Source organism: Kitasatospora purpeofusca, assembly GCF_042691725.1.
Lineage (GTDB): Bacteria > Actinomycetota > Actinomycetes > Streptomycetales > Streptomycetaceae > Kitasatospora > Kitasatospora purpeofusca_B.
The window spans coordinates 4,457,515-4,473,118 of the sequence record NZ_CP170483.1 but is presented as its reverse complement, the minus strand read 5'-3'; the positions used below and the strand labels follow the sequence as shown (position 1 = coordinate 4,473,118).

General features: G+C 72.1%; 11 protein-coding genes and 1 pseudogene. 6 read left to right on the top strand and 6 right to left on the bottom strand.

Features of this window, described 5'->3' with window-relative positions:
- The first annotated feature begins 63 nt into the window (after positions 1–63).
- The 3 genes from ACFCLZ_RS18835 (at position 64) to ACFCLZ_RS18825 (ending at position 3,786) form a co-directional block, all read left to right on the top strand.
- The gene (locus tag ACFCLZ_RS18835) at positions 64–1,176 is read left to right on the top strand and encodes a TDT family transporter (protein WP_380277475.1); all 1,113 of its coding nucleotides are present in this window, start codon (positions 64–66) and stop codon (positions 1,174–1,176) included.
- A 605-nt stretch (positions 1,177–1,781) separates the two neighbouring features.
- On the top strand, positions 1,782–2,831 hold the full coding sequence (locus tag ACFCLZ_RS18830; RefSeq protein WP_380277473.1) for a LuxR C-terminal-related transcriptional regulator: 1,050 nt from the start codon (positions 1,782–1,784) through the stop codon (positions 2,829–2,831).
- The gene (locus ACFCLZ_RS18825) at positions 2,818–3,786 is read left to right on the top strand and encodes a LuxR family transcriptional regulator (protein WP_380277471.1); all 969 of its coding nucleotides are present in this window, start codon (positions 2,818–2,820) and stop codon (positions 3,784–3,786) included. Before ACFCLZ_RS18830 ends, ACFCLZ_RS18825 begins: the two co-directional genes overlap by 14 nt.
- 7 nt (positions 3,787–3,793) lie before the next feature.
- Here ACFCLZ_RS18825 and ACFCLZ_RS18820 read toward each other — a convergent pair whose 3' ends face one another.
- From ACFCLZ_RS18820 to dnaK, 6 genes are all read right to left on the bottom strand, one after another.
- A complete protein-coding gene (locus tag ACFCLZ_RS18820; RefSeq protein WP_344335757.1) occupies positions 3,794–4,420 on the bottom strand; it encodes a hypothetical protein in 627 nt (208 codons plus the stop codon).
- A gap of 545 nt (positions 4,421–4,965) precedes the next feature.
- On the bottom strand, positions 4,966–5,976 hold the full coding sequence (locus ACFCLZ_RS18815; RefSeq protein ID WP_380277469.1) for a LuxR family transcriptional regulator: 1,011 nt from the start codon (positions 5,974–5,976) through the stop codon (positions 4,966–4,968).
- Positions 5,977–6,161: 185 nt separating this feature from the next.
- Positions 6,162–6,677, bottom strand: a complete 516-nt coding sequence (locus tag ACFCLZ_RS18810) for a heat shock protein transcriptional repressor HspR (protein ID WP_380277467.1) — start codon at positions 6,675–6,677, stop codon at positions 6,162–6,164.
- Between the two features lie 7 nt (positions 6,678–6,684).
- Complete coding sequence (gene dnaJ / locus ACFCLZ_RS18805; RefSeq protein WP_380277465.1) at positions 6,685–7,836, bottom strand: molecular chaperone DnaJ; 1,152 nt, start codon at positions 7,834–7,836, stop codon at positions 6,685–6,687.
- Between the two features lie 158 nt (positions 7,837–7,994).
- Positions 7,995–8,633 (bottom strand): nucleotide exchange factor GrpE, encoded by a 639-nt coding sequence (gene grpE, locus ACFCLZ_RS18800; RefSeq protein WP_380277463.1) that lies wholly within the window; start codon positions 8,631–8,633, stop codon positions 7,995–7,997.
- Entirely contained in the window at positions 8,630–10,480 is a 1,851-nt protein-coding gene (gene dnaK, locus ACFCLZ_RS18795; RefSeq protein WP_380277461.1) for a molecular chaperone DnaK, read from the bottom strand. Before dnaK ends, grpE begins: the two co-directional genes overlap by 4 nt.
- Positions 10,481–10,779: 299 nt before the next feature.
- On the opposite strand from dnaK, the gene ACFCLZ_RS18790 reads away from it, so the two are divergent.
- The 3 genes and pseudogenes from ACFCLZ_RS18790 (at position 10,780) to ACFCLZ_RS18780 (ending at position 15,588) form a co-directional block, all read left to right on the top strand.
- A complete protein-coding gene (locus ACFCLZ_RS18790) occupies positions 10,780–13,002 on the top strand; it encodes a (Fe-S)-binding protein (protein WP_380277459.1) in 2,223 nt (740 codons plus the stop codon).
- Between the two features lie 287 nt (positions 13,003–13,289).
- Positions 13,290–14,363, top strand: a pseudogene (locus ACFCLZ_RS18785) (sugar phosphate nucleotidyltransferase); the annotation flags it as partial.
- A gap of 208 nt (positions 14,364–14,571) precedes the next feature.
- Positions 14,572–15,588: a YIP1 family protein gene (locus tag ACFCLZ_RS18780; protein WP_380277458.1), complete on the top strand. Its 1,017-nt coding sequence runs from the start codon at positions 14,572–14,574 to the stop codon at positions 15,586–15,588.
- Positions 15,589–15,604 lie beyond the last annotated feature (16 nt).

The window sequence follows — 15,604 nt, the reverse complement described above, 5'->3', positions numbered from 1 at the left end:
GCTATGCCCTCATAGAGCGGGCGGCGCTACCGGTGGCGTCCGCCCCGGGCGACGGTGGGTGCCATGGCCACCCTGCTCAGCACCGCACCCCACCCACGTCCGTCCACCCGCGTCCGCCGCCTCGACCTCGCCCAGCTCGGCCCCAACTGGTACGCGGCGGTCATGGGCACCGCGATCATCGCCAACGGCGCGGCCGCCCTGCCGGTGCGGTGGCCGGGGCTGACCGGGTTCGCCGAGCTGATGTGGGCGCTCGCCCTGGCCGGCCTGCTGGTGCTCGGCTCCGCCCGGGCCGTCCACCTCACCCGGCACCGGGCGGCCGCCCGTGAGCAGCTGCTGGACAACCCGGCCACCGCCGTCTTCTACGGCTGCCCGCCGATGGCGCTGCTCTCGGTCGGCCTCGGCACCCTGACCGTCGGCTCCCGGGTCGTCGGCACCGGCCCGGCCGTCGCGCTCGACCTCGCGCTCTGGACGGCCGGCACGCTGTACGCGCTCGCCGTCGCCGCCGGGATCCCGTACCTGATGATCACCCGGCACGGCGTCTCCCCGCTCGCCGCCAACCCGACCTGGCTGCTGCCCGTGGTCGCCCCGCTGGTCGCCTCCGCCACCGGCCCGGCGCTGGTCCCGCACCTGCCGGCCGGAGCGGCCCGGGAGGCCCTGCTGTACGGCTGCGCGGCGCTGTTCGGGATCGGCCTGCTCGCCACCCTGGCGCTGCTGCCGGTGGTGCTCACCGGCCTGGTGCACAGCAAGCTGCCCGCCCTGGCGCTCACCCCGACGCTGTTCCTGGTGCTCGGCCCGCTCGGCCAGTCCACCACCGCCGTCCACCAGCTCGCCGACGCCGCCGGCCCGGTCCTGCCCGAGCTGGCGCCCGCGGCGCGCGCCCTCGCCGAGCTGTTCGGGGTGGGGGTGCTCGGCGCGGCGATGGTCTGGCTGCTGCTCGCCGTGGCCGCCAACCTGCGCGCCCGGCGGGCCGGGATGGGGTTCGCGATGACCTGGTGGGCGTTCACCTTCCCGGTCGGCACCTGCGTCACCGGGGCGGCCGCGCTCGCCCGGCACACCGGGTTCCCCGGCTTCACCGCGCTCGCCGCCGGACTGTTCGTCCTGCTGCTGGCCGGCTGGGCGCTCGCGGCGGGCGGCACGGCGGCCGCGCTGGCCGGCGGGCGGCTGCTGGCCCGTTGAGGCGCAGGCCCCGCCGAGCCGGACCTCCCCGCCGAGCCGGACCCGCCCCGGGAACCGCCCGGGTTCCGGAACACGCGACTCCGCGACCGACCGGTCGGACGGTCGGAAAAACCCCGCTCCACCCCGGTGACCTGCACGTTCGCAGGAAGCGGAAGCGGGCCGCAACGGGGCGCACCGGATCGCCGGTGCAGGTTCCTGCAATTGCGAGAACATGCAGCAGGGCGGCACTTGTTCACCGGCCGTCACGCTGTGAGGGTGGAGTCACGCCAGGTCGTCCGGGCAACCGCAGCCCGATGACGGCGACTTGCTCTTCATTACTGGATGCGACCGGCACGTCCGCACGTGCCTGCATATCGGGGGGAAGAGCGCCGGCCGGGACGCCATGTGTGGTGATGGCCCCCGGGACCGGAGCCGGCGAGGCGTTGCTGCTCCGCCTCGCCGGAAGCGCTGGGACCGCGGCGTACACCGGCGGCCCCTGGACCCGCGTGCGACGGCACCCGGGATCCGGGGGACCGCCGGTTCCCAGTACCGTGATCACCGCCGGCCACCGCGCGCGGCGCGCGGAGCACCAGAGACCCGAGAGCATCCGGCAGGGAGCGGTCGACGTGACGTTCGAGGCGACGGCGGACCCGACGGCCATCCCGGGCGGCACGGCCGGGGTCGACGGCTCGGTCGGGGTCGACGGCACGGCCGGCGCCGCGACCACCGGCGAACCCGACGAGGCCGCCCGCCGGCTCTACCTTGCGATCCTCGCCGACGGCGGCCGGATGCGCGTCGCCGACGTCCCCGAGGCCGACCAGGGGACCGTGCGCCGGCTCGTCTCCCTCGGCCTGTTGATGACCAACCCCATGGACGCCTGCTACACCGCCGTCAGCCCCCGCGCGGTCAGCGACCGGCTCGGCGCGGAGCTGCGCAGCGAGGCGACCCGGCTGCTGGTCCGCGCCGAGAGCCTCCCCGGCGCCCTGGACGCCCTCACCCGCGCCTACGACGCGATGCCCCGCCCGCCGGAGCGCTCCGGCGGCGCCGTCTACATCGAGGGCCACATCCACATCCGGCACCGGATCGCCCAACTGGTCGCCGACTGCCGCACCGAGGTGCTCACCGCCCAGCCCGGCGCCCGCCCGGCGGACGCGCTCAAGATCGCCATCCAGCAGGACGTCCAACTCCTCCAGCGCGGCTGCTCGCTGCGCACCATCTACCAGCCCGTCGCGTTCTCCGAGCCCCCCGCGCTCGCCTACGCCGAGGAGGTCACCCGGCGCGGCTCGCTGATCCGGGTCCTGGACGAGCCCTTCCAGCGGCTGATGGTCTTCGACCGCTCGGTCGCGGTCATCTCCGCCACCGACGACCACAGCACCGCCGCCTTCATCACCGACCCGGCCGCGATCGCCTTCATCGTCAACGCCTTCGAACGCGACTGGTCCCGCGCCGACGCCACCGACTGGTCGGCCGTCCTCAGCCAGGGCCCCGCCCACAGCGCCCCCGAACGGGTCGGCCGCCTGCTCGCCCGGGGCCTCACCCAGCGCGCCGTCGCCACCCGCCTCGGCCTGAGCGAACGCACCGTCGCCGCCCACATCTCCCGCCTGCGCGACCGCTACGGCGCCCAGACCCTCTTCCAGCTCGGCTGGCTGATGCGGGGCGGCCGTGACGACGGATGAGCCCGCGCCCGCCGAGCACGACCTCTACCTGACCGCCCTCGCCAACGGCGGCCGGCTCGCTTTGCCGCTCACCGCCGACCCGGCGGCGCTCGCGGGCCTGGTCGCCCGCGGTCTGCTGGTCCGCGCCGCGGGCGGGTACACCGCCGTCAGCCCGCGCACGGCCGGGGACCGCCGTGCCGCCGACCTGCGTACCGAGGCGACCCGGCTGCTGGTCCGCGCCGAGGGGTTGCCCGACACCCTCGCCCCGCTGAGCGCCGCCTTCGACGCCACCCGGCAACCGGCCCCGGAGCCGCCCTGCGTCGAGGGCCCGGAGGCCATTCGGCACCGGCTCTCCCTGCTGGTCGCCGAGTGCCGGGAGGAACTGCTGACGGCGCAGCCCGGGATCCGTCAGCGGGCCACCCTCACCCTGTCCCTCACCCAGGACCTGCCGCTGCTGATGACCGGGCGGCGGATCCGGACCATCTACCAGCCCGTGGTGCGCCGTCAGCCCGAAGTGGCCGAGTACGCGGGCGCGGTGGTCCCGCACGGTTCGCAGATCCGCCTGCTGGACGAGGCGTTCGACCGGATGATCATCGTCGACCGGGCCACGGCGGTCGTCTCCGCGCGGGCCGACCACAGCGCGGCCGCGTTCATCACCGACCGGGCCACCGTGGACGCGCTGGTCGCCGTCTTCGAGCGCGACTGGGGCCGTGCCACCGTCGTCGACTGGTCGGCCGGCGGTCCGCATCCGGTGGCCGACCGGATCGGCCGCCTCCTCTCCCGCGGCTTCACCCAGCGGGCCATCGCCGCCCGGATCGGCCTGAGCGAACGCTCGGTGGCCGGCCACATCGCCGGGATGCGTGAACGCCACGGCGCCCGGACGCTGTTCCAGCTCGGCTGGCTGATGCGGGGTCACCACGACGGGCCGCGGACGCACCGGTCCGCCCGGAGGGTGCGGGGGACCCGCGATGGCTGAGCCGCGGTCAGCCGGTCGCCGCGCCGGTGGGCCAGTAGCCGGACGGGCCGACGGCGGGGGGCTGCTGCCGGGGGACGGTGAACTGCTCGCCGGGGGCGGTCCAGAAGCCCTCGCGCAGCGAGAGCGCCATGCCGGCCCAGTCGAGGGCGGTCTCCACGGTGTGGTGGAGGGCCTCCTGGGACCAGGTGTCGTCGAAGACCAGCGGCAGGACGGGGGCGACCTGCTCGATGGTGGCGATCAGCGGGTTGTGGGTGATCGCCTCGTCGACGAGCAGGACGATCGGCTTGCGCAGCGCCGAGGCCCAGCCCAGCTCCAGGCTCACACCGGCGGAGAGCGGCGCGCCGACGTAGGCGAAGACCAGGTCCGCCGACTGCAGTGCGCGGAAGTCCGACGGCACGCGGGGCTCGGGGGCGCGCCCGGCGACGGTCCAGGCGTCACTGTGGTGGGCGCTGTACACGGCGGCGCCACTGCGCAGGAGGGTGGTGCGCAGGGTCGTCAGCCGCGTCCGGCTGGCGAGCGTCACCACACTGTCCGCCGGCCCGGTCAGCCGCATCAGCGGCGCGGCCAGGAACACGCGTGCACGCCGGCCCTCATGGGCCTGGCTGTCGTGGTGACGCAGGTAGGGCTCGGTCATGTCGACTCCGGGGATAGGTGCCAACTAGGCTGGTGCGCCCCGTTGGGTGGTGACCATCGGAATGCTGCTGCGCATTCGTTGCCGTCAAAACTAAGTTGTCGTGCCCATGTTTGCCTTTGTTGCCCCCGCGTTCTTCTCGGTCGACTCTCCGGGGAGTGCACTGATCGTCTCTGTCGACCGCGACCACCGTCCACAGACCTGCGGTGTCATCTCGATGACTGGCAGAGAGATGACGCACTGGGTGCCCCGGCCCTCTGGCCCTGCGGTGCGGCCGTGCGGCATTATGTGGCAGGTTGTTCGAAACAATGGGCTGGATACCCGCGAAAAGCCCTGAATTGGAGAGAGGACATCATGTCTCGTATACGTCGAGTGGTTCGGTTTGTCCTGGTTCCACTCGCCGTTGGGGCGGCGATTCTCATTGGCGGTGCCGGCTCGGCGGATGACACGATCTGGAACATTCGGGTGGGCCACGACGCGTCGTCGGAGAAGACCGTCGCGCTGGCGACGGACACGATCTGGAACTGAACCCGGAGCCGGGGGACCGGTCACCCGAACAGTTCGGGGTGCTCACCGATGCTGCTGTTGCGAGCCAGTGCGTAACCGAGCTGGAACAGTGACTCCGCGTTGTGCTCGTCCCGCATCTCGGCGAGGTGGCGGGCCAGGGTCCGTTCGCTGATGCCCAGTCGGCGGGCGATCACGCGGTGGTTCACGCCTTCCAGCATCAGGTCGATGATCGTCTGCCGCATCCCGGAGACGACCTGCTGCGGGACGCCACGCGCGCCGTCGAAGTCCAGCGCGTGGCTCCAGTTCCGTTCGAAGACCTCGCTGATCAGGTAACTGATGACGGCTTGGTCGTGAATGAACGCGGCGAGGTTGAGGTCCTCGGCGATGGGGATCACCGCGATGCGGCGGTCGATCACGATCAGGCGGGTGTACGGCTCGTCGAGCGTCCGGACTCTGCCGCCCGCCTGCGTGATCGCGGCCACGTAGTCCCGGGTGGGCGCGTGGTAGCGGGTGCTCGGATGGTAGATCGTTCTGAGGGTGATCCCCAGCCGGAGGGCTTCGAGGTCCCGTTCGAGGATGCCCGCGAGGGCGTCGGAGGGCCGGGGCCCGCCGGGCTGGGCCGCGAGTATCTCCTCGGCGGCGCCCGCGACGATCTGCTGGACCCGCTGATTGATCAGGACCTTGCCGCGGACGTACTCGATGGTGCCGCCGGCCTGTTCCGGCGAGTGGTACGCGGCCGTGAGGTCGTGCAGCTCGTTGCTGAGCGCGGACGCCCGGGTGAGCAGGTCCAGGGCCTGGCGCTGCCAGCTCGCGCTGAGGCTCTCGGAGAGCTGGCGGGGATCGACCGCGACCAGGACGTCGGGCTCGTCGGTGTCGGGGACGAGCAGGCCGAGGCCCACCAGCTCGCCCCGGGCCGCGTCGTCGCACAGGAGTTCCGAGTCCTTGGGGAGCCGCCCGTTCTCCCCGATGATGGCCAGGTACAGCGCACGCGCCCCTCGGGAGAGGACGCCCGTCCCACCCGTGGTGGCACCGAGCTGCTCTCGTCCACTCATCTGAGGCTCCTTGCCGTGGCCGTGCTTACCGGTACTGCCAGGTATCCAAGCAGGAAACGCCGTGCAGCATGCCGGATCGGGCCACGCCGGTGGGCAAGCCCGGCCCGCTCCTCAGCACCCTCTCACCAACGCCGCGCCGCCGGCACCCCCCGGCCAGGGGGAAACCGGCGGCGGCGGGACGGCCGTCAGCGCTTGGGGCGCCAGACCACCAGGGCGCTGGAGTGCGGGGTGGGGGGCTGGTAGGGGACGAGGTCGCGGCGGTAGGAGGCGTGGATGGTGGCCTCGCGCTGCTGGAGCGCGGTGGCGGCGCCCTCCAGGGAGTCGGCCAGCTCGGCGATCCGGGACTGGAGGGCGGTGACCTGGTTCTCCAGTTCGATGATCCGCTTGATGCCGGCCAGGTTGATGCCCTCGTCCTGGGAGAGCCGCTGGACCTCGCGGAGCTGCTGGATGTCGCGCGCGGAGTAGCGGCGCCCGCGCCCGGCGGTGCGGTCGGGGCAGACCAGGCCGAGCCGGTCGTACTGACGGAGGGTCTGCGGGTGCAGTCCGGAGAGCTCGGCCGCCACCGAGATCACGTAGACCGGGGTCTCCTCGGTGAGCACGTACTGGGGCTGCGGGCTGCTCCGGCGGGTGGTGCGGCGGGCGCCGCCGCCACCGGGCAGGCCCTCGCCGAGACCGGGGCCGATGGGGTCGTCGGGGATCATCTGGTCGTCACGCTCCCTTCGCCGCTCGGAACAGGGCGGCTCGTGGGTCGTCGGAGGCGGTCGCCTCGCGGTACTGCTCCAGAGCGGCCAGCGCGTCGCCGGTGACGTGCTGGGGTACCACGACCTCCACGGTGACCAGGAGGTCGCCGCGGGTGCCGTCCTTGCGGGTGGCGCCCTTGCCACGGGCCCGCAGGGTCAGGCCGTTGGCGCTGCCCGGGGGCAGCTTGAGCTTCACCGACGGGCCGTTCAGGGTCGGCACCTCGATGGTGCCGCCGAGAGCGGCCTCGGGGAAGGTGACCGGGACGCTCACCGTCAGGTTGTCGCCCTTGCGCCCGAAGACCGGGTGGGCGTCGACGTGGACGGTGACGTACAGGTCGCCGGACTGGCCGCCGCGCTCGCCCTGGGCGCCCTTGCCCTTGAGCCGGATCCGCTGGGCGTCCTGGACGCCGGCCGGGATCCGGACCTGCATGGTGCGGGCGGAGCTGGCGCGGCCGCTGCCGTGGCAGTCGGGGCACGGGTCGTCGACGATCATGCCGCGGCCGCGGCAGTCCCGGCAGGGCTCGGAGAGCGCGAAGGCGCCCTGGCCGCGGCTGACCGTGCCGGAGCCGACGCAGGTCGGACAGACCCGCGGGGTGGTGCCGGCCTTGGCGCCGGTGCCGTTGCAGAGCCGGCAGGGGGCCTGACTGGTCATCCGCAGCGGGACGGTGGCGCCGTCGACGGCCTCCTCGAAGGAGAGCGTCACCTCGGTCTCAACGTCGGCGCCGCGCCGCGGCTGGGCCTGCCGGCCGCCGCGGTTGAACAGGCCGCCGAAGACGTCGCCGAGCCCGCCCTGGCCGCCGCCCTGGCTGCCGCTGAAGAGGTCGCCGAAGTCGAAGCTGTAGCTGCCGGTGCCACCGGGGCCGCCGGGGCGGAAGCCGCCGTTGGCGAAGAGGCTGCGGGCCTCGTCGTACTCCTTGCGGCGCTTCTCGTCGGAGAGGACGTCGTACGCCTCGGAGATGTCCTTGAACCGCTCCTCGGCCTTGGTGTCGCCCTTGTTGGCGTCGGGGTGGAACTCGCGCGCCAGCTTGCGGTAGGTCTTCTTGATCTCCGTGGCGCTGGCGTCCTTGGGCACGCCGAGGACCTTGTAGTAGTCCTTCTCCACGTAGTCCTTGCCGCTCATGGCCGGCGCCACCTCCCGAGGTCCATCGTCACTGTGCTGTCAACGGGCCGGGCACGGCCGTCCGTGCCCGGGCACATCGACAACGCGCTGCGGAGCCGGCCGCCGTACTGGCCGGCGTACGACTCCGCAGCGCAGGGGTTGTCAGCTGTCACCGGTGGTCAGCTGTCCGAGCCACCGTCGGCCTGGTCCTTCTTCTCCCCGCCCTTGGCGGTGTCGGCGTCCGGGCCGGACGCGGTCTGGGTGCCCGGCTGGGGCTCCGCGACCGCGACCATCGCCGGGCGGATGATCCGCTCGCCGATCCGGTAGCCGGGCTGGAGGATCTGGACGCAGGTGTCCTCGGTGACCTCCGAGGAGTAGCTGTGCATCAGCGCCTCGTGCATGGTCGGGTCGAAGGGCTCGCCCTCCTTGCCGAACTGCTGAAGGCCCAGCTTGGCGACGACCGTCTCCAGCGACTCCGCGACGGACTTGAAGCCGCCCGTCACCTCGCCGTGGTCGCGGGCGCGGCCGATGTCGTCCAGCACCGGGATCAGCGACTCCAGGATGTTGGAGACGGCGATCTCGCGGACCGTCAGCCGGTCGCGCTCGACCCGCTTGCGGTAGTTCTGGTACTCGGCCTGGAGGCGCTGGAGGTCGGCGGTGCGCTCGGCCGCCTCGCGCTTGGCCGCGGCGACCTCATCGGTGCCGGAGGCGGCGGAGCCCTCGGCCCCGGCCGCGGCGGCCTCCTCGGCCGCCTTGATCACGGCCTCCTCGGCGGCGGAGTCGTCGCCGGGCTCGGCACCCTGCGGCTTCTCCGTCATGCCGCACCGCCCTTGGGCTTCTCGTCGTCCACGATCTCGGCGTCGACGACGTCGTCGTCCTTGGCACCGGCGTCACCGGCCGCACCCGCGCCCGCACCGGCCGCACCGGCGGCGTCGGCGTTGGCGTACAGCGCCTGGCCGAGCTTCTGGGCGGTGGTGGAGACCTTCTCCGAGGCTTCGCGGATCTTCGCGATGTCCTCGCCCTTCAGGGCCTCCTTGAGCTCGCCGATGGCGGTCTCGACCTCGGTCTTGACGTCGGCCGGCAGCTTGTCGGCGTTGTCGGCGATGAACTTCTCGGTGGAGTAGACGAGCTGCTCGGCCTGGTTGCGGGTCTCCACGGCCTCGCGGCGCTTGTGGTCCTCCTCCGCGTACTGCTCGGCCTCGCGCATCATGCGCTCGATGTCGTCCTTCGGCAGCGCGGAGCCGCCGGTGACGGTCATCTTCTGCTCCTTGCCGGTGCCGAGGTCCTTGGCGCCGACGTGCATGATGCCGTTGGCGTCGATGTCGAAGGTGACCTCGATCTGGGGCAGGCCGCGCGGGGCCGGCGGCAGGCCGGTCAGCTCGAACATGCCGAGCTTCTTGTTGTACGCGGCGATCTCGCGCTCGCCCTGGTAGACCTGGATCTGCACGGACGGCTGGTTGTCCTCGGCCGTGGTGAAGATCTCCGAGCGCTTGGTCGGGATCGTGGTGTTGCGCTCGATCAGCTTGGTCATGATGCCGCCCTTGGTCTCGATGCCGAGGGACAGCGGGGTGACGTCGAGCAGCAGGACGTCCTTGACCTCGCCCTTGAGGACACCGGCCTGGAGCGAGGCGCCGATGGCGACGACCTCGTCCGGGTTGACGCCCTTGTTGGCCTCCTTGCCGCCGGTCAGCTCGCGGACCAGGTCGGCGACGGCCGGCATGCGGGTGGAGCCGCCGACGAGGACGACGTGGTCGATCTCGGAGAGCGAGATGCCGGCGTCCTTGATCACGTTGTTGAACGGGATCTTGCAGCGCTCCAGCAGGTCGGAGCTCAGCTGCTGGAACTGGGCCCGGGTGAGCTTCTCGTCCAGGTGCAGCGGGCCCTCGGCGGAGGCCGTGATGTAGGGCAGGTTGATCGAGGTCTCGGAGGACGAGGACAGCTCGATCTTGGCCTTCTCGGCGGCCTCGCGCAGACGCTGCAGGGCCATCTTGTCCTTGGACAGGTCCACGCCGTGGCCCGCCTGGAAGACCTTGACCAGGTGGTCGACGATCTTCTGGTCCCAGTCGTCGCCGCCGAGGTGGTTGTCACCGTTGGTGGCCTTCACCTCGACGACCCCGTCGCCGATCTCCAGCAGGGAGACGTCGAAGGTGCCGCCGCCGAGGTCGAAGACCAGGATGGTCTGGTCGTCCTTGTCCAGGCCGTAGGCCAGGGCGGCCGCGGTGGGCTCGTTGACGATGCGCAGGACGTTGAGGCCCGCGATCTCACCGGCCTCCTTGGTGGCCTGGCGCTCCGAGTCGGAGAAGTACGCCGGGACGGTGATGACGGCGTCGGTGACGGTCTCGCCCAGGTAGGACTCGGCGTCCCGCTTCAGCTTCTGCAGGATGAAGGCGCTGATCTGCTGCGGGTTGAAGTCCTTGCCGTCCAGCCCGATCTTCCAGCTGGTGCCCATGTGGCGCTTGACCGAGCGAATGGTGCGGTCCACGTTCGTGACCGCCTGGCGCTTGGCCACCTCGCCGACGAGCACCTCGCCGTTCTTCGCGAAGGCGACGACGGACGGCGTGGTCCGCGCGCCCTCGGCGTTCGTGATGACGGTGGGCTCGCCACCCTCCAGAACGCTGACGACCGAGTTCGTCGTGCCGAGGTCGATGCCGACCGCGCGTGCCATCGTAGATACCTCCACGGAAGAGTTGAGCTTTACGGGCTCAAGGATGCATGACGAAGCGGAGGGCGTCAACAGCCATGAGTCCGGGTCGCTCAAGTTTGCTGAGCCGAAGGCCGGGTGGAGCCGGACGGGCCGCGTCGGCCGTGCGTGCGCGTGACTGCCGCCATACCTTGAGCATCTTCAGGAGAAGTGTTGGCGAACGGTAATGTCCGGCCCGTCGGCCCTGGAAGTTACCGACGAGTACACTCCCCTCGGAGACACTGCACACCCGTAACACGCAAGCCGCAGGAGACGGAGAGCCGATGCAGCTAGCAGCGATCGTCATCTCGCTGGTCACATTCGTGGTCGGCACCGCGCTCGCCGCTCGTGCGGCGCTGTACATCTACCGGGTGGTGCGGACCGGCCAGCCGGACCCCACCCGCTTCGGGCAGCCCGCGCAGCGGGTGAAGACCGTGGGCGTGGAGTTCGTCGGCCACACCCGGATGAACCGCTGGGGCATCGTCGGCATCGCCCACTGGTTCGTGGCGGTCGGCTTCTTCACCCTGGGCCTGACCCTGCTGACCGCGTTCTTCCAGCTGTTCGACGCCGAGTTCGTGCTGCCGGTGCTCGGCGGCTGGCTGCCGTACGAGCTGTTCACCGAACTGGTCGGCACCCTCACCACGCTGGGCATCGCGACGCTGATCGTGATCCGGCTGCTGAGCCTGCCCGGCCGGGCGGGCCGCAAGTCCCGCTTCGCCGGCTCGATCGCCTGGCAGGCCTTCTACGTCGAGTACACGATCCTCGGCATCGGCCTGTGCATCATGATCCTGCGCGGCCTGGAGGGCGCGCTGGAGAACGTCGGCTCCTACGAGGCCAAGTACCTGATCTCCTACCCGCTGGTGGTGGCCTTCCGCGGCCTGTCCCACGGGACCCTGGAGAACCTGGTCTACCTGTTCGCGATGCTGAAGATCAGCATCTCCTTCGCCTGGGCGATCACCATCGGCATCAACCCCTCCATGGGCGTCGCCTGGCACCGCTTCCTGGCCTTCTTCAACATCTACTTCAAGCGCGAGGAGGACGGCTCCACCGCGCTCGGCGAACTGCGCCCGATGACCAGCGGCGGCGAGCCGATCGACTTCGAGGACCCGGCCGACGACGCCGTCTTCGGCGTCTCCCAGGTCGAGCACTTCTCCTGGAAGGGCATCCTCGACTTCTCCACCTGCACCGAGTGCGGCCGCTGCCAGTCGCAGTGCCCGGCCTGGAACACCGGCAAGCCGCTCTCCCCGAAGCTGCTGATCATGGGCCTGCGCGAGCACGCCTTCGGCAAGGCCCCCTACCTGCTCGCCGGCGGCGGCAAGGACATGGAGGGCACCGAGAAGGCCACCGCCGAGCAGCTCGCGGACGTCCCCGCGGCCGCCCTGGCCGAGGCCGAGCGCCCGCTGATCGGCACCGCCGAGGAGAACGGCGTCATCGACCCGGACGTGCTGTGGTCCTGCACCACCTGCGGCGCCTGCGTCGAGCAGTGCCCGGTCGACATCGAGCACATCGACCACATCGTCGACATGCGCCGCTACCAGGTCATGATCGAGTCCTCGTTCCCCACCGAGGCCGGCACCATGCTCAAGAACCTGGAGAACAAGGGCAACCCCTGGGGCATGGCCACCAAGGCCCGGCTCGACTGGGTCAAGGAGCTCAAGAAGGAGACCGGCATCGAGGTGCCGGTGATCGGCGAGGACATCGACCCCGCCGAGGTCGAGTACCTGTACTGGGTGGGCTGCGCGGGTGCCCTGGAGGACCGCGCGAAGAAGACCACCAAGGCCTTCGCCGAGCTGCTGCACACCGCCGGTGTGCGGTTCGCGATCCTCGGCAAGGAGGAGTCCTGCACCGGTGACTCCGCCCGCCGCCTGGGCAACGAGTTCCTCTTCCAGATGCTCGGCGCGCAGAACGTCGAGACCCTGACCGCGGCGCTGGAGGACGCCCCGGTCAAGCGGATCGTGGCGACCTGCCCGCACTGCTTCAACACCATCGCCAACGAGTACCCGCAGCTGGGCGGCCACTTCGAGGTCATCCACCACACCCAGCTGCTGCAGCACCTCATCGACGAGGGCAGGCTCGTGCCGGTCAACCCGGTCGAGGGCCTCATCACCTACCACGACCCCTGCTACCTGGGCCGCCACAACAAGGTCTACAGCCCGCCGCGCGAGATCATGGACAAGGTCCCGGGGCTCCGCCAGCAGGAGATGCACCGCCACAAGGAGCGCGGCTTCTGCTGCGGCGCCGGCGGCGCGCGGATGTGGATGGAGGAGCGCATCGGCAAGCGGATCAACACCGAGCGCGTCGACGAGGCGCTGTCCCTCGATCCGGACATCGTCTCCACCGCCTGCCCGTTCTGCCTCGTCATGCTCTCCGACTCGGTCAACGGCAAGAAGAACGAGGGCGCGGCCAAGGAGCACCTGAAGGTCGTCGACGTCGCCCAGCTGCTGCTCGACTCGGTCAGGGCGGTCCCGCCGGCCGAGGCCGAGGAGCCGCGGACCGTCGACGCCTGAGGCGCGTTGTTCGACAGTTCTGCAACAACCGCCCGGCCCGGCGGGTGCCACCGGCGCCCGTCCGGGCCGGGCTTTTTCGGGCCCCGGGGTCGCCGCGCGGACACCCGCCCCGGCGCCGAACGCCGGGCCGCCCGGCGGCCCGGCGTGAGGAAGGAAATACAGTAGGCGCCGGACCGGCCGCGAGCCGGTCGATCCGTTCCGGCCCCCGGGACGGCGTACAGCAGACCGACGGAGGTATCGGCCCGCCGGGCCGGGCCGCAGAGACCACAAGGGGAACAGCGCAGACCATGACCGAGGCGATCATGCTGGTCGGTGGTAAGGGCACGCGACTGCGTCCGCTGACCACTCACACCCCCAAGCCCATGCTGCCGGTGGCAGGCGTTCCGTTCATCGCGCACCAGCTGGCCCGCGCGGCCGCGGCCGGGGTCACCCGCGTGGTGCTCGCCACCTCCTACCTCGCCGAGGTCTTCGAGGACCACTTCCAGGACGGCACGCCCTACGGCATCGAGCTGGTCTACCTGACCGAGCGCGAGCCGCTCGGCACCGGCGGTGCCATCCGCAACGCGGCCACCGGGCTCACCTGCGGCCCCGACGAGCCGGTCCTGGTGTTCAACGGCGACATCCTCTCCGGCGTCGACATCGCCGCCCTGCGCGACGGCCACGTGGCCGCCGGGGCCGACGTCACCCTGCACCTCACCCGGGTCGAGGACCCGCGCGCCTTCGGACTCGTCCCCACCGACGCCGACGGGCGGGTGCTGGAGTTCCTGGAGAAGCCGGAGACGCCCGAGCAGATCGTCACCGACCAGATCAACGCCGGCTGCTACGTCTTCACCCGCTCGGTCATCGACCGCATCCCGGCCGGCCGCGAGGTGTCCGTCGAGCGCGAGACCTTCCCCGAGCTGCTGGCCACCGGCGCGCTGCTGCGCGGCGTCGTCGACACCTCGTACTGGCTCGACCTCGGCACCCCGGCCGCCTTCGTGCGCGGCTCGGCCGACCTGGTGCTCGGCAAGGTCGACTCGCCCGCCGTCCCCGGCCCGACCGGCGACGCCCTGCCGCTGCCCGGCTCGACCGTGCGGCACGGCGCGGTGCTCAGCGGCGGCACCGTGGTCGCCGAGGGCGCGGTGGTCGAGGCCGGCGCGATCGTCGAGGGCAGCGTGATCCTGCCCGGTGCCGTCATCGGGGCGGACACCCTGGTCAAGGACTCGATCGTGGGCGCCTTCGCGACCATCGGCGACCGCACCGCGCTGGACGGCGCGGTGATCGGCGACGGCGCGATCGTCGAGTCCGACAACGAGCTGCCGAACGGCGTGCGGATCGCGTGCGGCACGCTGCTGCCGGTCGGCGCCGTGCGCACCTCGGCCGGCCCGGGCGGGTGCCCGGCCGGCACCAGCGCCGCGGCGGCGGTGCACGGGCCGAAGGTCGGCGCGCGGCAGTAGGCGGCCGTCGCGGTGCGGGGCCGGGAGGCCGTGCGGGGCCGGGAGGCCGTGCGGCGGTAACAGGCTCGCTGCAAACCGGACCCGGTCCGGTGCTCGCCCACCGCGGTGCCCGCCGGGCGGGTACCTTCGGAACGTGGCTGGCAATCGATACGACAGCGGTCAGGGCGCCGACCCCCGTGGCGGGTGGTCGGCGCCGCCGCAGCAGCAGGCGACGCCCGGGGGGCACGGGCCGACGGACGGACCGGAGTACTTCACCGGCCCGCAGCGGGGGCCGCACCAGGAGCCGTACGGACCGTACGACCCGTACGGTCCGCGTGCGCCGCACGCCCCGCACCAGGCCCCGCACCCGGACCCGTACGCGGCCGACAGCCCGGGCCACACCCGGGCCTTCCCGGTCGGCGCCGACCCGTACGCGGGCGAGCCGTCCTCCTACCACCCGGGGCAGCCGCCGTACCCGTACCCGGACGGCTACGGCCGGGACCAGCAGGGCTACGGCCGGGACCAGGGTTACGGCCAGGAGCAGGGTTACGGCCAGGAGCAGGGCCACGGCGAGGACAACGTCGCCGTCTACCGGGCCGGCGGCCAGTCCGCGCCGCAGGCCACCGGCCCCCGGCCGGCCTGGCGCGAGCTGCTGACCGGTCTGTTCCGCACCCCCACCGCGGTCTTCGACCGCACCCGGGACCACCAGGTCTGGCTCCCCGCCGTCACCGTCTCCCTGCTGTACGGCGCCCTCGCCGTGCTCGGCATCGGCCTGACCCGCGACGACGTGGTGAACTCGACCTTCACCGTGGCGCTCACCGCGATGCTCGCCGCCGCGATCGGCTTCACCCTGGCCGGCGCCATGCTCGGCGCCGTGACCTACGGCCTGGCCCGGCAGTTCGGCGGCGACGGCCCGTGGCAGTCCACGGTCGGCCTCGCCGTGCTGATCGGCTGGGTCACCGACGCGCCCCGACTGCTGCTGGCGCTCGTCCTGCCCGCCGACAACCTGCTCGTCCAGGCCGTCGGCTGGGCCACCTGGCTGCTCTGCGGCTACCTGCTGGCCCTCATGGTCCGCCGGGTGCACGACCTGCCCTGGGGCAAGGCGGCCGGCGCGGCCGCGCTGCAGCTGCTGGCCCTGCTGGTGCTGATCAAGCTGCCGACCCTGGGCTGACCCTCGGCGACAATGG